General features: G+C 57.9%; 23 protein-coding genes. 17 read left to right on the top strand and 6 right to left on the bottom strand.

Annotated features, from left to right (window positions below; genetic code table 11):
* Positions 1 to 264: 264 nt before the first annotated feature.
* The 4 genes from gnd to K5D32_RS14665 are packed head-to-tail and all read left to right on the top strand — an operon-like array spanning position 265 to position 5451.
* Complete coding sequence (gnd, locus tag K5D32_RS14680; protein WP_198728892.1) at positions 265 to 1239, top strand: phosphogluconate dehydrogenase (NAD(+)-dependent, decarboxylating); 975 nt, start codon at positions 265 to 267, stop codon at positions 1237 to 1239.
* Positions 1239 to 2771, top strand: a complete 1533-nt coding sequence (gene zwf / locus K5D32_RS14675; protein WP_221600749.1) for a glucose-6-phosphate dehydrogenase — start codon at positions 1239 to 1241, stop codon at positions 2769 to 2771. The genes gnd and zwf overlap by 1 nt, the downstream gene beginning before the upstream one ends.
* On the top strand, positions 2764 to 3582 hold the full coding sequence (locus K5D32_RS14670) for an HAD family hydrolase (RefSeq protein ID WP_221577373.1): 819 nt from the start codon (positions 2764 to 2766) through the stop codon (positions 3580 to 3582). Before zwf ends, K5D32_RS14670 begins: the two co-directional genes overlap by 8 nt.
* Positions 3583 to 3630: 48 nt before the next feature.
* Entirely contained in the window at positions 3631 to 5451 is a 1821-nt protein-coding gene (locus tag K5D32_RS14665) for a glycoside hydrolase family 15 protein (protein ID WP_221577374.1), read from the top strand.
* A gap of 118 nt (positions 5452 to 5569) precedes the next feature.
* Here K5D32_RS14665 and K5D32_RS14660 read toward each other — a convergent pair whose 3' ends face one another.
* Together K5D32_RS14660 and K5D32_RS14655 are read right to left on the bottom strand one after the other, a co-directional pair.
* Entirely contained in the window at positions 5570 to 5749 is a 180-nt protein-coding gene (locus tag K5D32_RS14660) for a hypothetical protein (protein WP_198728896.1), read from the bottom strand.
* 16 nt (positions 5750 to 5765) lie between these two features.
* A complete protein-coding gene (locus K5D32_RS14655; protein WP_025259912.1) occupies positions 5766 to 6071 on the bottom strand; it encodes a DUF1883 domain-containing protein in 306 nt (101 codons plus the stop codon).
* A gap of 171 nt (positions 6072 to 6242) precedes the next feature.
* Between K5D32_RS14655 and K5D32_RS14650 the strand changes: the two genes are divergently transcribed.
* A complete protein-coding gene (locus K5D32_RS14650; RefSeq protein ID WP_198728897.1) occupies positions 6243 to 6593 on the top strand; it encodes a hypothetical protein in 351 nt (116 codons plus the stop codon).
* A 7-nt stretch (positions 6594 to 6600) separates the two neighbouring features.
* On the opposite strand, the gene K5D32_RS14645 is transcribed toward K5D32_RS14650, so the two are convergent.
* Entirely contained in the window at positions 6601 to 6882 is a 282-nt protein-coding gene (locus tag K5D32_RS14645; RefSeq protein ID WP_025259914.1) for a hypothetical protein, read from the bottom strand.
* Between the two features lie 184 nt (positions 6883 to 7066).
* On the opposite strand from K5D32_RS14645, the gene K5D32_RS14640 reads away from it, so the two are divergent.
* The 6 genes from K5D32_RS14640 to K5D32_RS14615 all read left to right on the top strand — a co-directional run bounded on the left by K5D32_RS14640 (position 7067) and on the right by K5D32_RS14615 (position 13931).
* Positions 7067 to 8428 (top strand): UDP-glucose/GDP-mannose dehydrogenase family protein, encoded by a 1362-nt coding sequence (locus K5D32_RS14640; RefSeq protein ID WP_221600747.1) that lies wholly within the window; start codon positions 7067 to 7069, stop codon positions 8426 to 8428.
* 44 nt (positions 8429 to 8472) lie between these two features.
* Positions 8473 to 9312, top strand: a complete 840-nt coding sequence (gene galU / locus K5D32_RS14635) for a UTP--glucose-1-phosphate uridylyltransferase GalU (protein ID WP_025259916.1) — start codon at positions 8473 to 8475, stop codon at positions 9310 to 9312.
* Between the two features lie 102 nt (positions 9313 to 9414).
* The gene (gorA, locus tag K5D32_RS14630; RefSeq protein ID WP_221577376.1) at positions 9415 to 10773 is read left to right on the top strand and encodes a glutathione-disulfide reductase; all 1359 of its coding nucleotides are present in this window, start codon (positions 9415 to 9417) and stop codon (positions 10771 to 10773) included.
* Positions 10774 to 10977: 204 nt separating this feature from the next.
* On the top strand, positions 10978 to 11796 hold the full coding sequence (locus tag K5D32_RS14625; protein WP_221577377.1) for a class II aldolase/adducin family protein: 819 nt from the start codon (positions 10978 to 10980) through the stop codon (positions 11794 to 11796).
* Between the two features lie 101 nt (positions 11797 to 11897).
* Positions 11898 to 12806, top strand: a complete 909-nt coding sequence (gene glsB / locus K5D32_RS14620; RefSeq protein WP_025259919.1) for a glutaminase B — start codon at positions 11898 to 11900, stop codon at positions 12804 to 12806.
* Positions 12807 to 12857: 51 nt separating this feature from the next.
* Positions 12858 to 13931: a DUF1615 domain-containing protein gene (locus K5D32_RS14615; protein ID WP_198728901.1), complete on the top strand. Its 1074-nt coding sequence runs from the start codon at positions 12858 to 12860 to the stop codon at positions 13929 to 13931.
* Between the two features lie 4 nt (positions 13932 to 13935).
* Here the strand turns inward: K5D32_RS14615 and K5D32_RS14610 are convergent, their stop codons facing one another.
* Entirely contained in the window at positions 13936 to 14367 is a 432-nt protein-coding gene (locus K5D32_RS14610; protein WP_221577379.1) for a DUF1810 domain-containing protein, read from the bottom strand.
* An 89-nt stretch (positions 14368 to 14456) separates the two neighbouring features.
* Between K5D32_RS14610 and K5D32_RS14605 the strand changes: the two genes are divergently transcribed.
* From K5D32_RS14605 to K5D32_RS14595, 3 genes are all read left to right on the top strand, one after another.
* Positions 14457 to 16268 carry an ABC transporter ATP-binding protein gene (locus tag K5D32_RS14605; RefSeq protein WP_221600745.1) on the top strand — a complete coding sequence of 604 codons (1812 nt, stop codon included), beginning with the start codon at positions 14457 to 14459 and terminating at the stop codon, positions 16266 to 16268.
* Between the two features lie 135 nt (positions 16269 to 16403).
* Complete coding sequence (locus tag K5D32_RS14600) at positions 16404 to 17441, top strand: NADP(H)-dependent aldo-keto reductase (RefSeq protein WP_201002142.1); 1038 nt, start codon at positions 16404 to 16406, stop codon at positions 17439 to 17441.
* 306 nt (positions 17442 to 17747) lie between these two features.
* A complete protein-coding gene (locus K5D32_RS14595; RefSeq protein WP_221600743.1) occupies positions 17748 to 20135 on the top strand; it encodes a TonB-dependent siderophore receptor in 2388 nt (795 codons plus the stop codon).
* Positions 20136 to 20230: 95 nt separating this feature from the next.
* On the opposite strand, the gene K5D32_RS14590 is transcribed toward K5D32_RS14595, so the two are convergent.
* Together K5D32_RS14590 and K5D32_RS14585 are read right to left on the bottom strand one after the other, a co-directional pair.
* A complete protein-coding gene (locus tag K5D32_RS14590; protein ID WP_221600741.1) occupies positions 20231 to 21259 on the bottom strand; it encodes an ABC transporter substrate-binding protein in 1029 nt (342 codons plus the stop codon).
* A 145-nt stretch (positions 21260 to 21404) separates the two neighbouring features.
* Complete coding sequence (locus tag K5D32_RS14585) at positions 21405 to 22412, bottom strand: DNA-binding protein (RefSeq protein WP_221600739.1); 1008 nt, start codon at positions 22410 to 22412, stop codon at positions 21405 to 21407.
* A gap of 175 nt (positions 22413 to 22587) precedes the next feature.
* Here K5D32_RS14585 and K5D32_RS14580 point away from each other — a divergent pair, with 175 nt between their 5' ends.
* From K5D32_RS14580 to ahpF, 3 genes are all read left to right on the top strand, one after another.
* Positions 22588 to 23547, top strand: coding sequence for a site-specific integrase (locus K5D32_RS14580; protein WP_221593720.1), 960 nt, complete (start codon positions 22588 to 22590; stop codon positions 23545 to 23547).
* 101 nt (positions 23548 to 23648) lie between these two features.
* Complete coding sequence (gene ahpC / locus K5D32_RS14575; protein WP_025259928.1) at positions 23649 to 24212, top strand: alkyl hydroperoxide reductase subunit C; 564 nt, start codon at positions 23649 to 23651, stop codon at positions 24210 to 24212.
* Between the two features lie 124 nt (positions 24213 to 24336).
* Complete coding sequence (gene ahpF, locus K5D32_RS14570; protein ID WP_025259929.1) at positions 24337 to 25899, top strand: alkyl hydroperoxide reductase subunit F; 1563 nt, start codon at positions 24337 to 24339, stop codon at positions 25897 to 25899.
* The last annotated feature ends 81 nt before the right edge of the window (positions 25900 to 25980 follow it).

Below are 25980 nucleotides of genomic sequence, written 5' to 3'. Positions count from 1 at the left end.
TCGTTCCCTGAATCGCCACTGCTTGTCTCTCTATCGGCATCGATTTTGATTTCTTTTGCACAAAATTGGAACTTTTTTATTTTTAATTGTCGCGAACCTTTCGCGTTAACGACAAAATGCACTATCGGGCGGATGTAAATGCCGCTGTCCCCACCTTGGGGAACCGATGCCAGAGCTTTCTTGACTAACCAGCATGTGTCACTGAATCAAGCGCTGGAACCGAGAAAGTGAGGCACCTTTTTACAGATTGAGGAGCACCTTTTCATGCAACTTGGGATTGTTGGACTGGGCCGCATGGGCGGCAATATTGCACGGCGACTGATGCTCGATGGCCACAGCACTGTGGTCTATGACCGCGATGAAGCCTCTCGCAATACCCTGGCCAACGAAGGTTCGACGGCTGCCGACGACCTGGCGTCACTGGTCGCTGCGCTCGAAAAACCACGCGCCGTGTGGGTCATGCTCCCGGCCGGTGCTCCGACTGAAGACACCATTCAGGTGCTGAGCCAGTTGCTGGAAGCCGACGATGTGATCATCGATGGCGGCAACACCTTCTACAAGGACGACATCCGTCGTGCCAAGGAGCTGACTGAAAAAGGTCTGCATTACATCGATGTCGGCACTTCCGGCGGTGTCTGGGGCCTGGAACGCGGCTATTGCATGATGATCGGTGGGGAAAGCGCTATCGTCGAGCGTCTGGACCCGCTGTTCGCAACCCTGGCTCCCGGCTATGGCTCGATTGAACGCACCCGGGATCGCAATTCCAGCGATGACCGTGCCGAGCGTGGCTATATCCACTCGGGCCCGGCCGGTTCCGGTCACTTTGTGAAGATGATTCACAACGGCATCGAGTACGGCATGATGCAGGCCTTTGCCGAGGGCTTCGATCTGCTCAAGCAGAAGAACTCCGAGCACCTGCCGCCCGAGCAGCGTTTCGACCTCAATACCGCCGATATCGCTGAGGTCTGGCGTCGTGGCAGCGTGGTCTCGTCCTGGCTGCTGGACCTGACGGCCGATGCCCTGGCAACTGACCCTGACCTGGATGCGTTCTCCGGTTCCGTGGCCGACAGTGGCGAAGGCCGCTGGACCATCGAGGCCGCCATCGAGCAGGCCGTGCCGGTTCCGGTGTTGTCCAGCGCGCTCTTTGCCCGTTTCCGTTCGCGTCAGACCAGCTCTTACGCCGACAAGATGTTGTCCGCCATGCGCTTCGGGTTCGGTGGTCACAAGGAACCCAAGTAATGGGCCTGTCACGCGGCAAGGCCGCCCACAAGGCTGAGGTTGCTCCGGCTACGACACTGTTTCTGTTCGGTGCTCATGGTGACCTGGTAAAGCGTTTGCTGATGCCGGCGCTCTACAACCTGGCGCGTGACGGACTGCTGGATGAGGGGCTGCATATTGTCGGTGTCGATCACAATGCGATCAGTGACACCGACTTTGCCCTCAAGCTTGAAAACTTCATCCGCCAGGAGGCCTCCAGCAAGGTGGCCGAGGCGGGTGGGGAAGCCCTGGATCCTGCGCTCTGGGGCAAGCTGGCCAAGCGCATCAGCTATGTGCAAGGCGACTTTCTCGACGATTCGACCTATCAGGATATTGCCAGCAAGATCGAGGGCAGCGGCACGGCCAATGCTGTTTTCTATCTTGCCACGGCACCGCGCTTCTTCAGTGAAGTGGCTTCGCGACTCGGTTCTTCAGGCTTGCTGAGGGAAACCGAGGGCAGCTTTCGCCGGGTGGTGATCGAAAAACCGTTCGGTTCGGATCTGGCCAGTGCAGTTGAGCTCAATGCCTGCCTGCTCAAGGTGATGAGCGAAAAGCAGATTTATCGCATCGACCATTATCTGGGCAAGGAAACGGTACAGAACATTCTGGTCACCCGTTTCTCCAACGCCTTTTTCGAGTCGTTCTGGAACAACCACTACATCGATCACATCCAGATCACCGCGGCTGAAACCGTGGGTGTCGAAACCCGCGGCAGTTTTTATGAAAATACAGGGGCGCTGCGTGACATGGTGCCCAATCACCTGTTCCAGTTGCTGGCCATGGTCGCCATGGAGCCACCGGCTGCATTTGGTGCCGATGCGGTGCGTGGCGAGAAGGCCAAGGTCATCGGCGCGATTCGGCCATGGAGCAAGGAAGAGGCACTGAGCAACTCGGTACGCGGCCAGTACACCAAAGGCCGGTCGGGTGATCGTGACGTTGTCGGCTATCGCGATGAAGAGCGCGTTGAGCCTGACAGCACGACCGAGACCTATGTGGCCCTCAAGGTTCTGGTGGACAACTGGCGTTGGGTCGGGGTGCCGTTCTATCTGCGCACCGGCAAGCGCATGAGCTCCCGTGATACCGAAATCGCTATCTGCTTCAAGCCGGCGCCTTATGCCCAGTTCCGGGATACCGAGGTCGACCGGCTCAAGCCCAATTATCTGCGAATCCAGATTCAGCCCAATGAGGGCGTCTGGTTCGACCTGTTTGCCAAGCGTCCGGGGCCGACCCTGGATATGGAAGACATCGAACTGGGTTTTGCTTACAAGGACTTTTTCGAGATGCAGCCATCGACCGGCTACGAAACCCTGATCTACGACTGCCTGACAGGCGACCAGACGCTGTTCCAGCGTGCCGACAATATCGAGAATGGCTGGCGCGCCGTTCAGCCGTTTCTGGATGCCTGGGCCGACAAGCCCGAAGTGCAGTTCTACAAGGCCGGTGAAGACGGGCCCGAGGCTGCACAAGACCTGCTGACCCGTGATGGTCGCGAGTGGCGCCAGATCGATGACTGAGCGCTCGCAGTCACTCATCCAATTCCTGTTGTCCGATATCGATGGCACCTTGCTGCTCCCCGATCACAGCCTCACTTCGGCTACTGTCGAGGCCGTGGGGCGGCTGCGCGATGCCGGGATTCACTTCACCCTGGCCAGCAGTCGGCCGCCACGGGCCATGGGGTCGATCATCGAAGCCCTGGGCGTCGATCTGCCGACAGTCTCTTTCAACGGCGGCACTATCACTCATCCCGATGGCAGCCTGTTGGCGGCCTATCGAATCGAGCCGCAAGCTGCGCGCACTTGCCTGGAGCTGTTCGCCACTGAAGAGGTCGCGGTCTGGGTCTTTGCCGATGACCAATGGCTTCTGCTCGATCCTGACAGCGCTTATGTCGATCACGAGCGCCATGCGCTGGGTTATGAGCCGCTGCTGGTGGACAGCTTCGAGCCGTATCTGGATCGCATCGACAAGATCGTGGCCTCCAGCACGGACTTCGATTTGCTCGAAACCCTGGAAAACCGGCTCAACCCCTTGATTGAAGGGCAGGCCCTGGCGGCGCGTTCGCAATCCTACTACCTCGATGTCACTGCTTTAGCGGCCAACAAGGGCGCGGCCCTGATGACGCTTGCCGAGTATCTGGGTGTCGAGCTGGTGAATACGGCCGCCATTGGCGATGGTGGAAACGATGTCGCCATGTTCCAGTTGGCGGGGCTCTCCATTGCCATGGGCCAGGCCGATGCCAGCGTGCGAGGGCAGGCCTATGTCGTGACCGAAAGCAACCTTCAGGACGGTGTGGCTCAGGCCATCGACCGTTACATCCTGCCGCGCTGAGGTCTGCTGTTCCCGGCGCGGCTTCACGATAGGGACGGACATTCTCGAATGGCTGCACTGATTGAAGATTACGCATTGCTGGGTAATTGCCGGACTGCTGCACTGGTTGACCGCAAGGGTTCACTGGACTGGCTGTGTTTTCCGCGTTTCGATGCACCTGCCTGTTTCGCGGCCTTGCTGGGCGACAGTGATAATGGTCGCTGGAAAATTGCACCGGCAGAAGAGGTCATATCGGTCGAGCGCAGTTATCGCGAAGGCACCCTGATTCTGGAAACCCAGTTCAGGACAGCGAGCGGCAGTGCAATGCTGATCGACTTCATGCCCATGGGCACTGATAACCAGGTGGTGCGGATCGTGGTCGGCCTTGAAGGGCGGGTCCGGTTCAGCATGGACCTTGCCATTCGTTTCGATTACGGCAGTACGGTGCCATGGGTCGAGAGAAAAGACCCTCATACCCTGACCGCTGTTGCCGGACCTGAAATGCTGGTGCTGCGCAGCCCGGTCTCCCTGCAAGCTCATGATCACCACACCGGCAGTGACTTTGATGTGGCCGCTGGCGAGCGCAAGGTTTTTACCCTGGCTTACCAGCCTTCCTACGAACCGGTACTGCCCGAAACCGATGCCGGGCAGGCGATGGTCCGCACTGAGGCTTTCTGGCGAGCGTTTTCCGATCGCTGCCCTGATGTCGGGCCGTGGACGGCGCAGGTCAAGCGTTCGCTGATTACCCTCAAGGCCATGACCTATCAGCCTACGGGTGGCATCGTTGCCGCAGTCACGACTTCATTGCCCGAGCAACTGGGCGGTGAGCGCAATTGGGATTACCGCTATTGCTGGTTGCGGGATGCGACCATGACGCTGCTGGCGTTCATGAACCTGGGCTATTTCGAGGAAGCGACAGAGTGGCGTGACTGGCTGCTGCGTTCGGTAGCGGGCAATCCCGAGCAGATACAAATCATGTATGGGCTGGGCGGTGAGCGGCGGCTGCTGGAGTATGAACTGCCCTGGCTGAGCGGCTACAAAGGATCGCAACCGGTGCGCATCGGCAACGGTGCCGCAACCCAGATGCAACTGGATGTCTACGGCGAAGTGGCCGATGCGATGATCCAGGCGCTCAATGGCGGCATGCCGCGACACCCGCGCAGCATTGCCATTTCCAAGGTGGTGATGCCGTTTCTGGAGACGGTCTGGCATTTACCGGATGCCGGTATCTGGGAGATTCGTTCCGAGCCCCGGCACTTTACCCATTCCAAGGTCATGGCCTGGGTGGCGTTCGACCGCAATGCCACGCAGATTGCCCAGGCTGCTGAAAATGACGAAGACCGGGCGCTGGCGCGGCACTATCGGGATGTGGCGGATCGCATCCATGCTGATGTCTGCCTCAATGGCTTCAATGAGCAACTGGGCTGTTTCGTGCAGACCTATGGCGCCACCGAAATGGATGCCAGCCTGTTACAGATTGCCCTGACCGGATTCCTGCCAGCCAACGACCCTCGTGTGGTTGCCACCGTGGAGAGGATCGAGCGCACCCTGATGCAGGATGGTCTGTTGCTGCGTTATGACAATGAACGCAGCGTCGATGGCTTGTCGGGGACCGAAGGGACTTTCCTGGTGTGTTCGTTCTGGCTTGCCGATGTTTATGTCCTGCAGGGCCGCAAGCAGGAAGCCAGAGAGCTGTTCGACCGCTTGTGTGGCCTGTGCAATGACGTCGGGTTGCTGGCCGAGCAATACGAGCCCCAAGGCAAGCACATGCTGGGTAACTTTCCCCAGGCGTTCAGTCATATCGGCATCATCAATACCGCGCTGAACCTGCATCGCGCGGAGTGCCCGCTCAAGGCGCGCACATCGGCTGGTTTTGAAAACTGCGTGTGAAAGTTTATGGCCTTTTCGCGACTGAAGTCGCTCCTACGGGGATCTGGTAGGAGCGAATTCATTCGCGAAAAATGAATCTGGTCGGCTGGCAGTTGATCCCGCAAACAGGCTGCTACGGTTAAAGAGCCTTGCTGACTTTCACATCGCTGATCTGGTCATCGCTCTGGCCGTGCATCTTTTCCAGTGCAGCCCTGGCTTCTTCTACCGAGGCCGATTGCAATTGTGCGAATTCGAAGCGGCGCTCGCCATTGAGTTTGTAGCTGACGGCGTACTTGGTCGTGCTGGCAGGGTTGTTCACATTGGCTCCTTGGGCATCAGCTCAGGCGAGAGGTCGAACGGCGGACGATCTTGATCGAGTGGGTGAATTTCGGTTTGTGGCCAGGGTTCGCACTCGGCTTGCGGCCCGTGGTGTCGATGGTGATATTCCAGAAACCGGTGCTGGGCGCTGCGATCTTGGCCGGGAACTTGTCGAAAGCACCGCCGTGGTAGGTATGGCGTCCGCCGTTCTTGAAGCTGCGAAAGTTGGCATCGTTCATCAGGCGAATGTTGCACGTTTGCGAGCATTCGATGACGACCAGATCGTCCTCGTTCAAGTGCTCACGCTGGTGTACGAATTTCATGGGTGTCTCCGAAAGCAGTGGCTTTTTCTGAAAAATCAAAACGATAGCATGCGGGGCGTGCCATTTGCCGTTGTTTGGGCGTCAATTGCGCTCTTTCTGGTAAAAAGTGTCCCGTTCGGGATCTAATTGCGCCTGTGCTTGTCGTAGCACCTTTAAATTGGAGGGGATTGTATGAAACTGGCCGTTGTAGTCATGGCTTTGGCGATGAGCGGATGTGCGACCGTTGCTGATATCGAGCACTCGCCTGCAACCCTGAACGTGATTTCCGGCAAGACGCCTCAGCAGTATGCCGACTGTTTTGCCGGCAAGATCAGCGAGAGTCGCAAGCCCCCGCTCATCGAACCTCATCGTGACGGCCTGCGCCTGATCGTTGCGCAAAGTTTCAGCAGTGACCCCGCAGCGGTGATTTATGTCGAGAACCGCTCCGGAGGCAGCACGATCAAGGTCCATGAACGTCTTTCCAACCTGCCTTTGCGTTTCAAGGATGTACGCAACGCTGCCGAGGCCTGCATTTCAGGCTGATCGCCCTTTATTTACACACCACCAGAACGCTACGGCTCTTGTAGTTGCCCACGTCCAGGCCAAGGGTTTTCTCGCTTTCGGCGGGGCGGGGCGTGCCATCGGTGCCGACGATCTCGTAACCGGTGCCCGCACAGGAGGCATCGGCTTTTTCATAGCAACTGGCCCATGACATCGCTTCTCCCGAGCAATCGATGCTCAGGCCTTGCTTGCCATTTTTCAGGTAAGTGTTGGAGGCGGTGGCGCAGCCAGTCAGGCCCAGTACAGCAATAATGGACAGAACTCTGATCATGTTTTTCGCTTCAAGATAAGGCCGGGGGGAGGTTTGCAATACGAGGCTTGGACTGATCGCCGGTGCCATCGTTCCGCCATGTGATTCATGATAATTCTTCTGTCATGTGTCTGTCGTCATGTCATCACCGTGCTGCAATCGGTTTGCGTTGCAATCGTCGCAAATCCGAATGGAGAGGCGACTCATGCGACTGTGCATAATCGGTGCCGGATACGTAGGGCTGGTGACGGCGGCCTGCTTTGCCGAAATGGGCAATCAGGTGATGTGTGTCGAAACCCGCTTGCAGAGAATTGCCGCCTTGCGGCGTGGTGAGTGCCCCATTTATGAGCCAGGTCTTGAACCCATGCTCAAGGAGCATCAGGCCAGCGGGTTGCTCAGGTTTACCTCAAGCCTGGAGGAGGGCGTACGCCAGGCGGATATTGTTTTCATTGCGGTGGGCACCCCCGGCAGCGAAGACGGATCGGCAGATCTGTCCCATGTGTTGAAGGTCGCGGATCAGTTGGGGCAGTGCCTGAACCGGGCTTGTCTGGTGGTCAACAAGTCAACCGTGCCGGTGGGTACAGCCGAAACAGTGGCCCTGCGCATCAACGGGCATCTGTCGCGACGCGGCTTCAAGGCCCGTGTGGCGGTGGCGAGCAACCCCGAGTTTCTCAAGGAAGGTGCGGCCATCGAGGATTTCATGAGGCCGGACCGAGTGATTCTGGGCTGTGCGGAGCCTGAGTCTGCGCAACTGTTGCAACGTTTGTACGGGCCGTTTCTGCGCAACCGCGAGCGCGCGCTGGTCATGGACGTACGCGCCGCAGAGTTCAGCAAATACGCCGCCAATGCATTCCTGGCGACAAAGATTTCCTTCATCAATGAAATGGCCGGCCTGTGTGCTCACCTGGGCGTGGATATCGAGCAGGTGCGGCGCGGTATCGGCAGTGATAAACGCATCGGCACGCATTTCATCTACGCCGGTTGCGGCTATGGCGGTTCGTGTTTTCCCAAGGATGTGCGGGCACTGATTCGAGCGGCCGAGCAGCAGGGTTTCGATCCTCAGATTCTGCGTGCCGTGCAGCAGCGCAATGCAACCCAGAAGACCTTGCTGTTCGAGGCCGTGCACCAGCATTTTGGCGGGTATATGCAGGGGCGGGTGGTTGCCGTGTGGGGGCTGGCCTTCAAGCCCGGCACCGATGACATTCGTGAAGCCCCAAGCCTGGTGCTGATCGATGCCTTGCTGGCGGCGGGTGTCAAAGTGCAAGCCACGGACCCGGCGGCCATGGGACCGATGGCCGAATATTATTCCGGCGCAGTGCAAAGTGGTCAGCTACGCTTGAGCGAGTCGCTGTACAGCTGTGTCGAAGGCTCAGATGCAGTGGTTCTGCTGACCGAATGGAAGCAGTTTCGTCAGCCGGATTTCATCCGCGTTCGGGGCCTTATGCGCATGCCCGTGATTTTCGATGGGCGCAATATCTATGATTTTGCGGAACTATCTGCTCATGGATTCCTCTACCATGGCATCGGACGGCCAGTGGCGGGGCATTGTAAGGTGACCGCCGCCTGATTAGACTGCGCCGCTAACACCAACAGCCCTTACCAAGGACTTTTATGATCAAGAAATGCTTGTTCCCAGCAGCCGGTTACGGTACTCGCTTTTTGCCAGCGACCAAGGCCATGCCCAAGGAAATGCTGCCGGTGGTCAACAAGCCACTGATCCAATACGGTGTGGAAGAAGCGCTTGCAGCTGGTTTGAATGAGATCTCCATCGTCACCGGTCGCGGCAAACGCGCACTGGAAGACCATTTCGACATCAGCTACGAGCTGGAACACCAGATCAAGGGTACGGATAAAGAGAAGTACCTGGTCGGTATCCGCAAACTGATCGACGAGTGCAGCTTCTCCTACACTCGCCAGACCGAAATGAAAGGTCTGGGTCACGCGATCCTCAGCGGTCGTCCTCTGATCGGCAAGGAAGCGTTCGCCGTTGTTCTGGCGGACGACCTGTGTGTGAACCTCGATGGCGACGGCGTGCTGGCCCAGATGGTCAAGCTGCACAACCATTACGGCTGCTCGATCATCGCGATCCAGGAAGTCGATCCTCAGGAAACCAACAAGTACGGCGTCATTGCTGGTGACGAAATCAAGCCGGGCCTGTTCCGTGTCACCGACATGGTCGAGAAGCCAAAGCCAGAAGACGCTCCATCGAACATGGCAATCATTGGTCGTTACATCCTGACCCCGGACATCTTCGAGAAAATCGAACAGACCGCTCCGGGCAAAGGTGGCGAGATCCAGATCACCGATGCCCTGATGAAGCAGGCTGCCGAAGGCAACGTGCTGGCTTACAAGTTCAAGGGCCAGCGTTTCGACTGCGGCGGTGCAGAAGGCTATATCGAAGCGACCAACTTCTGCTTCGAGCACTTCTACAAAACGGGCAAGGCTTACTGATCCACGCTCGCACGCTTCAAGACAAGGCCACCTTCGGGTGGCCTTGTCGTTTTCTGACTGACCGTTTAGCGGTTATGCTGGCCCATCGCTAAGGAGACAGTAATGGCTTACGACTTCGATCTTTTTGTAATTGGTGCCGGTTCCGGCGGTGTCAGGGCGGCGCGTTTTGCTGCCGGTTTCGGTGCGCGAGTGGCTGTGGCTGAAAGTCGCTATCTGGGTGGCACATGCGTCAACGTTGGCTGTGTGCCCAAGAAACTTCTGGTGTACGGCGCGCATTACTCCGAAGACTTCGAGCAGGCCAAAGGTTTTGGCTGGTCGCTGGGCGAGGCTCAATTCGACTGGGCCACGCTGATCGCCAACAAGGATCGCGAAATCAACCGCCTCAATGGCATCTATCGCAATCTGCTGGTCAACAGCGGCGTCACGCTGCTGGAAGGCCATGCCCGGATCACCGGGCCGCAGCGCGTTGAGATAAACGGCCAGAGCTACAGTGCCGAACGCATTCTGATTGCGACCGGTGGCTGGCCACAGGTGCCTGACGTGCCGGGTCGCGAACATGCCATTACCTCCAATGAAGCTTTCTATCTCAAGGAATTGCCAAAGCGCGTGACGGTGGTCGGCGGTGGCTACATTGCTGTCGAGTTTGCTTCGATCTTCAACGGTCTGGGTGCCGACACCACGCTGCTTTATCGCGGCGATCTGTTCCTGCGCGGCTTCGATGGCGGTGTGCGGACTCACCTGCATGAAGAGCTGGTGAAGCGACATATGAGTGTGCGTTTCAACAGCGATATCGAGCGTATCGAAAAACAGGCCGATGGCAGCCTGTTGCTGTCCCTCAAGGATGGCAGCACCCTGGAAACGGACTGTGTGTTCTACGCCACGGGTCGTCGCCCGATGCTCGACAACCTCGGTCTGGAAAGCGTCAACATCAAGCTGGACGAGCGCGGCTATATTGAGGTCGACGAGCATTATCAGAGCAGCGAGCCTTCGATCCTCGCCATTGGCGATGTAATCGGTGGCGTGCAACTGACGCCGGTGGCGCTGGCCGAAGGCATGGCCGTGGCCCGCCGCCTGTTCAAGCCTGAGCAGTATCGCCCGGTGGACTACAACCATATTCCGACGGCGGTCTTCAGCCTGCCGAACATTGGTACTGTCGGCCTGACCGAAGAAGACGCCATCAAGGCCGGGCATCAGGTGCAGATTTTCGAGAGCCGTTTCCGCCCCATGAAACTGACCCTGACCGACGTCCAGGAGAAGACGTTCATGAAACTTGTGGTCGACGCCCAGACTGATCGCGTGCTGGGTTGCCACATGGTAGGACCGGATGCTGGCGAGATCGTCCAGAGCCTGGCAATCGCCCTGAAGGCCGGAGCGACCAAACAGATCTTCGACGACACCATAGGCGTACACCCGACCGCAGCCGAAGAGTTTGTGACGATGAGGACGCCGGTGGCGCGTTGAGGGGGCGCTATAGCTCTTCTTGCAGCTTGAAGCTTGTAGCTTGGCGCCCAGCTACAAGCCGCAAGCTTTAAGCTGCAAGTTATGTAGTGGCGCCCCTAACATTCGCTTTTTTCATAATTAGCTTATAAGAAAATGTGCTTTTTAATGATTTTGTTATGCGCTTAGTCTTGTGTGACAGGTTTCAAGTCATTCAGGAGCTATACCATGAGCAACGTCAGCGCTTTGCCAGTCCAGCAAGGGACTCCAGGCCCGGAAAAGTCAGGCAGTGTCCGGGATCGGGTTTCGCCTGAGGAGTGGGAAGTGCGGGTCAAGCTGGCGGCGGCTTATCGTCTGGCGGCACTCAAGCGCTGGACCGATCATATCTACACCCATTTCTCCGCCAGGGTTCCAGGCCCGGACGAGCACTTTCTGATCAACGCATTCGGTCTGTTGTTCGACGAAATCACGGCCTCGAATCTGGTCAAGGTCGATCTCGATGGCACCATCGTCGACGACCCGACAGGGCTCGGCATCAACTACGCCGGTTATGTGATTCACAGCGCGATCCATGGGGCGCGCCCCGATCTTCAGGCGGTGTTGCATACCCATACCCGTGACGGTATTGCGGTGTCTGCACAGAAGGACGGTCTGTTGCTGATTTCCCAGCATTCGCTGGCCTTCTCGGGTCGCGTGGCTTATCACGGTTATGAAGGGATCGCCTTGAATCTGGATGAGCGTGAACGGCTGGTGGCTGATCTGGGCGACAAGAGCGTGATGATCCTGCGCAACCACGGTTTGCTGACAGCCGGGGTGAGTGTCGAGCATGCCTTCCAGCAACTGCACTCCCTGGAATACGCCTGCAATATTCAGATCGCCGCCCAGGCTGCAGGTAATGCGGAACTGGTCTTCCCGCCGGCAGAAGTGATTGCCACCGTCGAGAGTCAGGCCAAGGCAATCAAGGATGGTAACGGGCCGGGTGTGGCCAGGCACTGGGATGCGCTTATCCGTCAGCTTGAGCGCACCGATACCGACTACAAGACCTGATGTCGTGTGCTGACTGCAAATCACGGGACATTGCCCCTCTTGGGTGATGCTCGTTTTCAATTGTTGGTGTAGTGTGCGCACCCAAAACAAGGGGCGCATGCATGCAAAACCTGCTGAACGAAATTCTTGATGAAGTCAGACCCTTGCTCGGCCAGGGCAAGGTCGCCAATTACATTCCTGCGCTGGGTGAAGTTCGCCCTGATCAATTGGGTATTGCGGTCTATAGCAACAGCGGCGAGGTGTTTCATGCCGGTGATGCTGCCACGCCGTTTTCGATCCAGAGTATCTCCAAGGTCTTCAGCCTGGTTCAGGCCATCGGACATTCCGGCGAGGACATCTGGAAGCGTCTGGGGCATGAGCCTTCAGGTCAGCCTTTCAACTCGCTGGTCCAACTGGAGTTCGAGCGGGGGAGGCCGCGCAACCCTTTCATCAACGCCGGGGCGCTGGTGATCTGCGATATCAATCAGGCGCGTTTCGCAGCTCCCGCGCTGTCTATGCGTGACTTCGTGCGACGTCTGTGCGGCAACCCGACCATCATTTCCGATGCCAAGGTCGCGGAGTCCGAATATCAGCACCGTTCCCGCAATGCGGCTGCGGCCTATCTGATGAAGTCCTTCGATAACTTCAATGGCGACGTCGAAGACGTGCTGCGCAGTTACTTCCATCATTGCGCCCTGAGCATGAACTGCATCGATCTGGCGCGGGCCTTCGGTTTTCTGGCCAATCAGGGCTTCTGCACCCACAGCGGCGAGCAGATCCTGACGGCACGCCAGGCCACGCAACTGAACTCGATCATGGCCACCAGCGGTCTTTACGACGAAGCCGGTAACTTTGCCTACCGGGTCGGCCTGCCGGGCAAGAGTGGCGTGGGAGGTGGTATTGTTGCCGTGGTGCCGGGACGTTTTTCTGTTTGTGTCTGGTCCCCGGAATTGAACGCGGCGGGCAATTCGCTGGTCGGTATGGCAGCGCTGGAAAAACTGAGTGCGAGGATTGAGTGGTCTGTGTTCTAGACCGGTATCGAGAGAGGTAAGCAATTGAAGGGAGTGAAGTCTGGAACGCTCATGATGAGCCTTGCATTGGCGCTTGCCGGATGCAGCAGCCAGCGGGTTCAAGAGCCGGAGTTGAGCCCCGATCAGGCGCGGGCGCAGATCGTGCGCCTGATGCCGCCCAAGACTCCGGATCGTCAGGAATGGGCAGGCGATATCTATGCCGCGTTCGTGGCGCAGAGAATCGATCTGACCACCGAGAACCTGTGTTCCGTGCTGGCGGTGACCGAACAGGAATCCACTTATCAGGTTGATCCGACAGTGCCGGGAATGGCGAAGATCGCCCGTGCCGAGATCGACCGGCGTGCCTCGCGGCTGCATATCCCGGCGGCGCTGGTCAATGCAGCCCTGCGGATCCGTTCGCCCAGTGGTAAAACCTATGGCGCTCGGCTGGATGCGGCTCGTACCGAGAAGGAACTGAGCGCCATTTTCGATGACTTCATCGGCATGGTGCCGCTTGGACAGACGCTGTTCGGCAATTTCAATCCGGTGCGCACGGGCGGGCCGATGCAGGTCAGCATTGCCTTTGCCGAAAAGCAGGCGGCCAATTATCCCTATGCGGTCGATGGTTCCATTCGCCGGGAAGTCTTCACCCGTCGCGGCGGCATGTACTTCGGTATTGCCCATCTGCTGGGTTACCCGGCCAGTTACACGCAGTCGATCTACCGTTTCGCGGATTTCAATGCCGGCTGGTACGCCAGTCGCAATGCCGCTTTCCAGAATGCGGTCAGCCGTGCCACGGGGATCGAGCTGGCGCTGGATGGCGACCTGATTCGCTATGATTCGACGTCGCCGGGCTCGACGGAACTTGCAGTTCGCACCTTGGGTGCTCGTCTGGACATGAGCAATTCGGCCATCTGGAACCAGCTCAAGCAGGGTGACACGTTCGAGTTCGAGGAAACCCGGCTTTACACCCGTGTCTTCGAGCTGGCCCAGAAGACCCAGGGCAAGCCGCTGCCCCGTGCCGTACTGCCCGGCATTGTCCTGAAAAGTCCGAAGATTACCCGCAAGCTGACAACGGCCTGGTTTGCCGAGCGCGTCGATGAGCGACGCGAGCGCTGTATACAGCGCTCTTCGGCAGGCGTTTGAAGCGTCAGGGAAAGGCTTGAAGTTTCTCAATGGTCATGGCGTCCGGTTCACCATCGAAGAAGGTGTCCAGCACTTCCTTGAACAAGGGGTGTTCCGGTGCCGCGGCTGCAAACAGGGTCATGCTTGAATGCAGCTTGAGGTCATCCGGGGAGCCGAAAATCTGTCGCGCCGAACGCTGGACCTGAGGCGCGATGGTTGTTGCGCACAGCTCCAGGCGCGGCCCCAGCAGCGGGTGCCGCAAATAGGCTCGCGCTTCATCAAGGCCGCTGATGGCATAGCGCTGCGCCATGGCGCTGCGTCCCAGGCCCTTGATCTGCGGAAATACAAACCACATCCAGTGACTGCGCTTTCTGCCGGCTTCGAGTTCGGCCAGTGCCTGCCGGAAAACCGGCTCCTGAGCCTCGACGAAGCGTTGCAGGTCGTAAGCATCGTGCATGATGTGCCTCTTTTTCACGTTGGGCCGGGGCGGTTTTGTGGTATCAGGCCTGCTCTCAATCCATTTCTGTTTCAAGAGTTTCTGTACGCATGTCCTTTGTCTCTCGTTTGACTTCCTTTCTGCAACAGGCAGTCCGTGCCATGCAGCTAGTCTGGACCACTTCACGAGCCTTGTCCCTCGGGCTGGTGCTGGCGACCCTGATTGCCGGTCTGTTGCCTGCACTGGCTGCCTGGCTGGGCCAGCGCATCGTCGACTCGGTACTGGCTGCCATCGAACTCAATACGGCCACTGGCGATGCGCCGCTGTGGCCGGTCTTGCGTTATGTCTTGCTTGAAGCGGGCGTGCTGGCGCTGTTGGCCGCCGCTCAACGGGCGTTATCGGTTCAGCAGGCCTTGCTGCGGGTGCAGCTTGGGCAGAAGGTCAACACCCTGATTCTGGAGAAGGCACAGACTCTTTCTTTGCTGCAGTTCGAGGATTCGGAGTTCTACGACAAGCTGGTGCGTGTCCGGCGCGAGGCGTCGGTGCGGCCGCTGGCGCTGGTGACCAAATCCCTGGGTTTGATGCAGAACCTGATTGCCCTGATGGGCTTCGCTGTATTGCTGGTGCATTTTTCGCCCTGGGCTCTGCTGATTCTGGTGCTGGGTGCATTGCCGGTGTTCTTTGCCGAGGCGCATTTTTCGGGCAATGCCTTCCGGCTGTTTGCGCGTCGTGCCCCTGAAACACGCAAGCAGAATTACATCGAAGCGCTGCTCTCCAATGAGGTTCACATCAAGGAGGTCAAACTGTTCGGTTTTGCGCCGCTGTTGCTCAAGCGCTACCGGGACACCTTCGAGCGTCTGTATGCCGAAGACCGACAGTTGACTATCCGCCGCGATGGCTGGGGTTTCCTGTTGGGCTTGCTGGGCACTGCGGCTTTCTATCTGACGTATGCCTGGGTGATTGTCGATGCCGTGCACGGACGTATCACACTTGGGCAAATGACCATGTATCTGGTGCTGTTCAAACAGGGGCAGACCGCTGTGAGCAGTAGCCTGATGGCCATCAGCGGTTTGTACGAGGATGGGTTGTATCTGGCGGATCTCTACGAATACCTGGGGCAGCCGGTCCAGCCAGCTTCAGGCAGCCTGACCAGAGGGGTTACGCCTGGCGATGGCTTGCGTTTCGAAGCGGTGAGCTTCCGCTATCCGGGTGCCAGTCAGGCGGCGCTGGAGAATATCGACTTGCACCTGGCGCCCGGTCGCAGCGTTGCGCTGGTGGGTGCCAATGGTTCGGGCAAGACCACGTTGATCAAGTTGCTGACTCGCCTCTATCGGCCGGATCAGGGGCGCATCCTGCTCGATGGCAGCGATTTGCAGGAGTGGGACGAAGATGCCTTGCGTACCCGTATCGGGGTGATCTTTCAGGATTTCATCCGTTATCAGTTTCTGGTGGGCGAAAACCTTGGTGTGGGCGATATCACTGCCTTCGATGACGAGAGTCGCTGGAAGGAGGCGGCCTCTCAGGGAATGGCGGCATCTTTCATTGCGCAGCTCGACAAGGGCTATGCGACCCAGTTGGGGCGCTGGTTCAAGGGCGGTCAGGAGCTGTCCGGCGGGCAATGGCAGAAGATCGCCTTGTCCCGCGCCTACATGCGGCGTGATGCCGACATTCTGATTCTCGATGAGCCGACCGCTGCGCTGGATGCTGGGGCGGAAGCCGCGGTATTCGATCGTTTTCGCGAGTACGCCAAAGGGCGCATGACGTTGCTGATCTCCCATCGTTTTTCCAGCGTGCGCAACGCCGAGCATATCGTGGTGCTGGAACAGGGGCGGGTGCTGGAACGTGGCGATCACGACAGTCTGATGGCAGCCGGTGGTCACTACGCAACGCTGTTCGATCTGCAGGCCGAAGGCTATCGCTAAGCGCTCTGCCATGCAGGTGTTGGCCGGCGGACACCAACAAAACACTTGCAGCTCCCGGGCTGAGGGCGTTTTATAGGGCCTCTTTGCCAGGCGCCAAAGTGCGCTCGTTTTTATCTGAACCAGACGGAGACATCGATGCAATTTCGTTCATTGGGCAAGACCGATATCTCGGTCAGCGCCATCGCGCTGGGCACCATGACCTGGGGCGAGCAAAACACCGAAGCCCAGGCTTTCGAGCAGATCCAGCTGGCCAAAAAGGCTGGCGTCAACTTCATCGACACCGCCGAGATGTACCCGGTGCCGCCACGTGGGGAAACCTACACCAAGACCGAAAGCATCATCGGCGAATACTTCAAGAAGTACGGTGATCGCAAGGATTGGGTGCTGGCCAGCAAGGTGGCCGGTCCTGGCCGCATGGAGCATATCCGCAATGGCAACCCGCGCCTGGATCGCGCCAATATCACCGCAGCGCTGGAGGCCAGCCTCAAGCGTCTGAACACCGACTATCTGGACCTGTATCAACTGCACTGGCCTGATCGCAAGACCAACTTCTTCGGTGTGCTGGGCTATCAGCATGACCCGGACGATTCGGCGGTGGAGATCGAAGAAACCCTGTCGGTGCTGAACGATCTGGTCAAGGCGGGCAAGATTCGTCATTTCGGCCTGTCCAACGAAACTCCCTGGGGTACCCAGCGTTTCCTGCACCTGGCCGAAACCCACGGCCTGCCGCGTGCCGTTTCCATCCAGAACCCGTACAACCTGCTTAACCGCAGCTTCGAGATCGGTCTGGCGGAAATCGCGATTCGCGAGCAGATCGGTCTGCTGGCTTATTCGCCACTGGCGTTCGGTGTGCTTGCGGGCAAGTACCTTGATGGCGCACGTCCGGCCGATGGTCGACTGACGCTGTTCGAGCGCTTCCAGCGTTACAACAATCCGCAGGCCGTGCGTGCTACTGCGCAGTATGTGGCACTGGCTCGCCAGCACGGTCTGGACCCGGCACAAATGGCCCTGGCCTATGTCACCAGTCGCCCGTTTGTGACCAGCAATATCATCGGTGCAACCACCCTTGAGCAACTGGCCGTCAACCTGGCGAGCATTGATGTCTCGCTCTCCGATGAAGTGGTTGCCGGTATCGAAGCCATCCATGTCGGACAACCCAACCCGGCACCGTAAAATATAGCCCCTTCCCAATCTGTGGGAGGGGGCTTGCCCGCGATCGCCCCAAAAATCCCCGTTTTGGTGCGAAAATCCCTGTCCTCAAATAAATTCGCCCCTACCTTGTGCGCTTGAAAACGCATTTGTAGCTTCTTATGCATTAATGGTATTTAAAAACTTACAGTTAATGGCATTAAGCTATAAGGCATCGGACCACCGGAGAACCTAATTTACATATCGATGAACGCTACCGTCCGCCGCACGGATCGCTCGTTGTTACCCAGGCAGAGAGGCCTGGGGTCAGGGATTTAAAAGGGGAGCGGTATGGGGAGCTTTAAACGACACGTGCTGGGGACGGCCATTTTGTCAGCCAATTTGCTGACTGCCGGAACCTGGAGCGCCGCAGCACTGGCCGAGGAGGCCAAGGAAGAAAGCAAGACGCTCGATACGGTCATCGTGACCGGTACGCGGGCTCAGGAGCGCACTGCAAGCGCTTCGTTGTCACCCATCGATGTCATTTCCGGCGACAGCCTGCGCAATTCCGGTTCTGGAGAGCTGGGTGCGGTACTGGCGCGCCTGATTCCTTCGATTAACTTCCCGCGCCCGAGTCTGGTCGATGGTGCTGAGCTGACGCGTCCTGCGCAATTGCGTGGTCTGTCGCCGGATCAGGTGCTGGTGCTGGTCAATGGCAAGCGCCGTCATACCTCGGCCTTCGTCAACCTGGGTGGCGCGGTCGGCCGTGGTTCGGCACCTGCCGACCTGAACGCCATTCCGCTGTCGGCCATCGATCACATCGAAGTGCTGCGTGACGGTGCCTCGGCGCGTTACGGCTCGGATGCCATTGCCGGGGTTATCAACGTCATCCTCAAAGAGGGCGACCACGGCGGTTCGATCTCCACTCAGTACGGTCAGTACAAGAAGGGTGACGGGATCAAGCGCAATATTTCGGGTAATACCGGTTTTGCCCTGGGCAGCAATGGTTTCCTTAACCTTTCCGGTGAAGGCGCGAACAACGACTACACCGACCGTGCCGGCAATGACCTTCGCCCTGCAAGCGTCGGTTCTACCACCTACGGCCAGCATGTCTTCCGTCAGGGTGAGCCGGAAACCGAAGAGGGCAAGATCCAGTTCAACGGCGGTTACACCTTCAGCGATGCTGCCGAGTTCTACAGTTTTGGCGGCTACAGCAAGCGTCGCGGCGAAACTGCAGCGTTCTACCGGGCCAGCAATGCCGGTAACAACATTCCTGCGATTTTCCCCAATGGTTACCTGCCACTGATTCACGGCACTCTGGAGGACACTTCTCTGGTTGCCGGCTTGCGTGGTGAACTGGCCAATAACTGGCATTACGATTTGTCTGCCAACTACGGCAAGAACTCGTACGAGTTGCGCACCAAGACCATCAACACCTCGTTGGGTCTGGCCACTCCGCGTTCGTTCTATAACGGTACGCTGACCAACGATCAGAAGCAGCTCAGCCTGGATCTGTCCCGTGAGTTCAGCGCTGCATGGTTGCCGTATCCGGTGTCGGTGGCGTTCGGTGCCGAGTATCTGCATCAGGGTTATCAGATCGAGGCAGGTCAGGCCGAGTCCTATTTCCAGACCGGCAGTTCCGGGCTTGGCGGTTTCCGTGCGGCGGACGCGGGCAGTTATTCGCGACATAACTTCGCGCAATACCTGGACCTGGAAACCAACATCACTGAGAGGCTGGGTGTTTCGGCCGCTGTACGTCGTGAGGACTACAGTGACTTCGGCTCCAACACCAGTGGTTCGGTTTCGGCTCGTTACGATTTCACGCCGCAGATCGCCTTGCGCGGTAGTGTTTCGACCGGGTTCCGCGCGCCATCGCTGGCTCAGCAGAACTTCACTTACACGTCGTCGCAATTGATCGGCAGCACCATTCAGGAAGCGGGTACGTTCCCGGCCAACAGCAATGTGGCACAACTGTTGGGTGCTGAAGACCTCAAGGCCGAGAAGTCCCGCAACTACAGCCTGGGTCTGGTACTCAAGCCGCTGGACAACCTGACCGTGACTGCGGACGTCTACCGTATCGACATCCGTGACCGCATCTCGCTGTCCTCCAACCTGGTGCTCAATAACGCCGCAACCAACTACTTGCAGGCTAACGGCATCACTGACATCAACTACACCAGTGTCCGTTACTTCACCAATGCCACCGACACCAGCACCGATGGTATCGACCTGGTTGCCAACTACCGCTATCAGTTTGATGGCGGCGTGGATTGGAACAGCACCCTGGGCTACAACTACAACCACACCAAGGTCACCAGCGTAAAAGCCAACCCGCCGGAGCTGGATCAACTGGGTGTCAATCTGGTGCGTGTAGACCGTCGTGAGCGCATCGGTCTGCTGGGTGATACCACGCCGCAGCACAAACTTACCCTGGCCAACGATTTCACGATCGGCAACTGGACGCTGCACTCCAACCTGGTGCGTTATGGTGAGTTCACCAGCTATCAGGCTGCTGAGGTCAATGACCAGACGTTCAAGGCGGCCTGGCTGCTGGATCTGGCAGTGGATTACAAACTCAAGAACTGGGTCTTCACAGTGGGTGGCGACAACGTTACCGATGAATACCCGGAGAAGCTGAACGAGTTTGCGTCCAGTGGCGGCAACCTGGCATACAGCACGTTTTCACCATATGGGTATAGCGGCGCGTTTTACTATGCACGTGCCACCTATAACTGGTAACAGCTGAGTTGTAAAAAGCGCCCCCGCTTAATGGCGGGAGCGCTTTTTTGTAAGGGATTTACCCCTGTCGGACGACAGGGGCAGCGTGAAGGCTGTCAGCTACCTTGAAGCGGCTTGGCATCCTGAAAGAAGTAGTCTTTCCACGACTCTGGCTTGTTCTTGAGCGCACCGACGCGGTACAGGAATTCGGCCAGCGGGTAAGTGTTCTTCGGGGTGATGGTGAACTGGAATTCCGGTTTGTCGATGATCTGCAGCAGTTCTGCGCGATCGATTCTGGCCTTGGTGACACGGATGTAGGTGTCGGCTGCAGCGCCGATATCCTTGCGCACGAACTCTTCAGCTTCCGACAGGGCTTCAATGAACGCCTTGTAGGTTTTCGGGTTTTCCTTGCGGAATTTCTCGGTGGCGAACAATACGGTTGGCGAGTTTGGCCCCAGCAGGTCGTAGGTGTTGAGTACGACATGCACGCCAGGGTTTTTCAGTTCTTGCTCCTGGAAGGGCGGGTTGGAGAAGTGCCCTGTCAGTTCGGTGCCTCCGGCGATCAGGCTGGCAGCAGCGTCCGGATGCGGCAGGCTGACAGTGTATTTGTCCAGGCGGGCATATTCCTTGTCACCCCATTGTTTGGCGGCTGCATATTGCAGGTAACGCGACTGTACGGAAACGCTCACGGCCGGTACGGCAATGCGGTCCTTTTCCGTGAAGTCGGCGATGGTCTTGACCTTGGGATTGTTGCTGACCAGGTAATACGGGAAATTGCCCAGCGAAGCGACGGCCTTGACGTTCTGTTTGCCCTTGGTTCGGTCCCAGATGGTCAGCAACGGGCCGACACCGGCACCTGCGATATCGATGGAGCCTGACAGCAAGGCATCGTTTACCGCCGAGCCACCGGAGAGCTGGGTCCAGTCGACCTTGATCTCCAGACCTTCTTCCTTGCCGTGCTTCTCGATCAGGTTCTGGTCGCGCACGACGTTGAGCAGCAGATAGACGATGCCGAACTGTTCGGCGATCCGTATTTCACCTTCGGCCTGCGCAGTGGCAGGCATTATCAATGCGCCTGACATCAGTGCAGCACCCAGGCCGATGGCGGTTGCCAGGCGAGACAGGCGTTTCGTGGGTTTTTGCATACAAGGCTCCAGCTTCCAGGGATTTATTCGGATGTGGAGTGAGCTTATATGCATAAAAAATGTTATTTAAATAACGTTTAAGAATAATTATATGATGAATAAATAGTGGCTATTTGTAATTGTCGCGCAGGTTGGGCGGTGCTTTTCATCGAGCGGGCTTTGCCTTGCTCGAAGCCTTCTTCGGATTTGGTTTTTCGCCGGGCTCGCGCAGATGTTCCAGTGCCGCTTCCTTCTTTATCAGCAGCAACTCCAGCATGCGGTTCTGTTGGCGAGTGTCCGTCAGGCTTTGCTTGAGTTCGGCGTTCTCGTCCTGGGTGGTGTGCAGTCGTTCTTCGAGCAGGGCGCATTGGGTGTGTGAGTGCTGGTACTGCTCGCGGGTGCTGGCAACTTGTTGGGTGGCCTGGCTCAGCAGGTCCTTCTGGTCGTTCAGCGCTCTGGTCACGTTGCGACTTTCAGTCAGCAGCCTTTCGTTATCCCGGTTCAATAAGGTGATTTCTTCCTGGCGCATTGTCAGGCTCTGCTGGGCCTGGCGCAGCTCCATCTGGACTTGCTGAAGCTGGCCTTCGTGGCGTTGTTGCTCGTGGGTGCGCTGCTCCATGATCGAGCTTCGATAGTGCTCCAGCGCTTCCCGGGCGTGCCGATGCTTTTCTTCCAGTGAGTGAATCTGCGCGTCCTTGTCTTGCAGGCGCGCTTCCAGGTCGCTGTTGGCCTGCTGCAGCCTGGCATTTTCCGTCTGCTCGCCTTGCAGTGTCTGCTGGCAGTGGAGCAGGGTGGCGCTCTGTTGCCCGAAAGCGTCGGTCTGGCGGGTCAGCCGCTCTTGCACTTCATCGATGTGCTGCTGCGCTGTGGTGAGTTCCTGCTGCATGGTTTTGCGATGGGCGTCGTGCTCGTCGCGGATCCGATCAATACGTTCCTGAGCCTGTTCCTGTAGGCGCTGGGCAAGCCTGCTTACCAGATCCGTCAGTTCATCGTTGATGGCGGGCGGCGCGGTGTCGGCTTCATCCAGCTCCCTGAGATAGCGGTGGATGGTGGTTTTCGAGCCGGTATTGCCCATTTCGACACGTACAGCATCGATGCTGGGATTTTCCCCGCGAGAGAGCAGGGCAAGCCGTGCCTTGTTTACCAGCGCCTTGTTTACACCGCCGCGAGCCATGCAGTCTCCTACGATTTCGTACTGTGGTATGTACCCTGTAATTACATACTATATTAGATTGAAAATCAGCGCTGAATTTGTAATTAATTAACCCGTGATATTGGCGTATTATCACGTGTCATACGTTTGTCTGGCCGGTAAAGGCAGCATGCGCAGTACACAAGGGGGTAAAGTCATGAATGACGTTGATCGCTATATCGAGGCGGCGACCCGGGACAACACCCGGCGCAGCTACCGAGCGGCCATCGAGCATTTCGAGGTGACATGGGGCGGGTTTCTGCCGGCCACCAGCGAGAGTGTGGCCCGCTATCTGGCGGCCTATGCTGCGACCCTGTCGGTCAATACCCTGAAGCTGCGCATGTCGGCACTGGCGCAGTGGCATAACAGTCAGGGTTTTGCCGACCCGACCAAGTCCGCGATGGTGCGCAAGGTACTCAAGGGCATACGCGCCTTGCATCCCGCTCAGGAGAAGCAGGCCGAGCCTTTGCAGTTGCAGGATCTTGAGCGCGTGGTTGCTTGGCTTGAAGCTCAGGCGAATGATGCGCTGGCACGGCACGATCAGGCGCAGTTGCTGCGCTGTCGCCGCGATGCGGCGCTGATCCTGCTGGGATTCTGGCGAGGGTTTCGCAGTGACGAGCTGTGCCGCCTGCAAATCGAGGACATCAAGGCGATTCCCGAATCAGGGATCAGTCTTTACCTGCCGCGTAGCAAGGGTGATCGGGACAATATCGGCAAGACCTACCAGACCCCGGCCCTGCAGCGCCTGTGTCCGGTGCAGGCTTACATCGACTGGGTCAATTGCTCTGCCCTGGCGCGTGGCCCGGTATTTCGCTCCATCGATCGTTGGGGCAATCTGGGCGAGGAGGGCCTACATGTCAGCAGTGTCATTCCCTTGTTGCGTCAAGCCTTCGAGCGTGCAGGTATCAGCGCTGATCAATACACCAGCCACTCGTTGCGCCGCGGGTTTGCTACCTGGGCTCATCGCAACGGATGGGACCTCAAGTCGCTCATGGCTTACGTGGGGTGGCGGGACATGAAGTCTGCGATGCGTTACATTGAGCCGGTTTCGTTCAGCAGTCCTTCCGGGGGCCTGGGCGACGTGAAGGTTTCTTCTATTAATAAGCTTCGCCGATAGGCAAAACTAATAAGCAACATCAGGTTTGCCAATGAGCCTTTGTCATCAATCGTGCGTAAGCTTCACTCCATCGAATTCACAACCCATCAGGAGATTCACCGATGCCTATTATCAACAGCCAAGTAAAACCGTTCAAAGCAACCGCATTCAAGAACGGTGCTTTCGTCGACGTCTCGGAAGCTGACTTCAAAGGTAAATGGTCTGTCGTATTCTTCTACCCAGCCGACTTCACCTTTGTCTGCCCAACCGAGCTGGAAGACCTGGCTGACAACTACGCCGAGTTCCAGAAGCTGGGCGTCGAGATCTACAGCGTTTCCACCGACACCCATTTTGCCCACGCTGCATGGCACAACACTTCGCCAGCAATCGGCAAGATCCAGTACACCATGATCGGCGACCCGACTCTGCAGATCTCCCGCAACTTCGACGTGCTGATCGAAGAAGCCGGTCTGGCTGATCGCGGTACTTTCGTGGTCAACCCTGAAGGCCAGATCAAGATCGTTGAACTGAACGATGGCGGCGTTGGCCGTGACGCTTCCGAGCTGCTGCGCAAGATCAAGGCTGCTCAGTACGTTGCTGCTCACCCGGGCGAAGTCTGCCCAGCCAAGTGGAAAGAAGGCGAGGCTACTCTGGCTCCGTCTCTGGACCTGGTCGGCAAGATCTGAGTCGTATGAAACGGCTAGGGGCTTTGAGCTCTTGAGCAAGTAAACCGCATCGCCCCAAAAAACGCCCGGGCGGTCATCGCCTGGGCGTTGTTTTTTCTACCTTCGTAAAATAGGAAGTCGCCACATGTTGGACGCCAATCTTAAAGCCCAGTTGAAATCCTACCTGGAGCGGGTTACTCGCCCCATCGAGATCGTTGCGTCCCTTGATGACGGCGCCAAATCCCAGGAAATGCTGGCTCTGTTGAACGATGTGCTCAGTGTTTCCAAAGACATCACCCTGCAAGACAACGGCACCGATGCACGTAAGCCATCGTTCTCGTTGAACAGCCCTGGTCAGAATATCAGCCTGCGTTTCGCCGGTATTCCCATGGGGCACGAATTCACTTCGCTGGTCCTGGCGTTGCTGCAAACAGGCGGCTACCCACCCAAGGTCAGCGCGGAAACCATCGAACAGGTTCGCGCCCTGCAAGGCGAGTTCCATTTCGAGACCTATTTCTCGCAGTCTTGCCAGAACTGCCCGGACGTCGTTCAGGCCCTGAACCTGATGGCAGTCCTCAATCCGAACATCAAGCACGTCGCCATCGACGGTGCGCTGTTCCAGGATGAAGTGACTGACCGCAAGATCATGTCGGTACCGAGCATCTACCTCAATGGCGAACTGTTCGGCCAGGGCCGCATGGGCCTGGAAGAAATCCTCGCCAAGATCGACACCGGCGCCAGTGCTCGTCAGGCTGAAAAACTCAATGCCAAGGACGCCTTCGACGTTCTGGTAGTTGGCGGTGGTCCAGCCGGTTCGGCCGCAGCGGTTTACGCAGCCCGTAAAGGCATTCGTACCGGTGTTGCGGCAGAGCGTTTCGGCGGTCAGGTGCTGGACACCATGGCAATCGAGAACTTCATCTCGGTACAGCACACCGAAGGCCCTAAACTGGCCGTTGCGCTTGAAGAGCACGTCAAGCAATACAACGTCGACATCATGAACCTGCAGCGCGCCGACAAGCTGATTCCCGGCAAAGAGGGCGAACTGCATGAAGTGAAGTTCGCCAGCGGTGCAAGCCTCAAGGCCAAGACCGTGATTCTGGCTACCGGTGCCCGCTGGAGGGAGATGAATGTCCCAGGCGAGCAGCAATACCGCAACAAGGGCGTTGCCTACTGCCCGCACTGCGACGGCCCGTTGTTCAAAGGCAAGCGCGTTGCAGTGATCGGTGGTGGTAACTCGGGCGTTGAAGCTGCCATTGACCTGGCAGGTATCGTGTCCCACGTGACCCTGCTGGAGTTCGATGTGCAATTGCGTGCCGACGCGGTCCTGCAGCGCAAACTGCACAGCCTGCCGAACGTCACCGTGATCACCAGCGCCCAGACCACTGAAGTGACTGGCGACGAGCAGAAGGTCAACGGCCTGCGCTACAAGAACCGTGTGAACGGAGAAGAAGTGACCGTTGAGCTGGAAGGTATCTTCGTACAGATCGGCCTGCTGCCTAACAGCGAATGGCTCAAGGGTGCCATCGAGTTGTCGCCACGCGGCGAGATCATCGTCGATGCACGCGGCGAGACTTCGGTTCCAGGTATCTTCGGTGCCGGTGACGTGACGATTGCTCCTTACAAGCAGATCATCATCGCCCTGGGCGAAGGTGCCAAGGCTTCCCTGAGCGCCTTCGATCACCTGATCCGCACATCTGCTCCGGCCTGATTGGCGGGCATGTCTAGTCCTGAAATAGGTTTACACCTATTTCACCCTAACGCTCGATGCACCGCATCGGGCGTTTTGTAT

The sequence above is a fragment of the Pseudomonas cichorii genome (genome assembly GCF_019719005.1).
In the GTDB taxonomy this organism is placed as follows: domain Bacteria; phylum Pseudomonadota; class Gammaproteobacteria; order Pseudomonadales; family Pseudomonadaceae; genus Aquipseudomonas; species Aquipseudomonas cichorii_E.
Note: the sequence above shows the minus strand (reverse complement) of the source record. Positions and strands in the feature narration are given on the sequence as shown.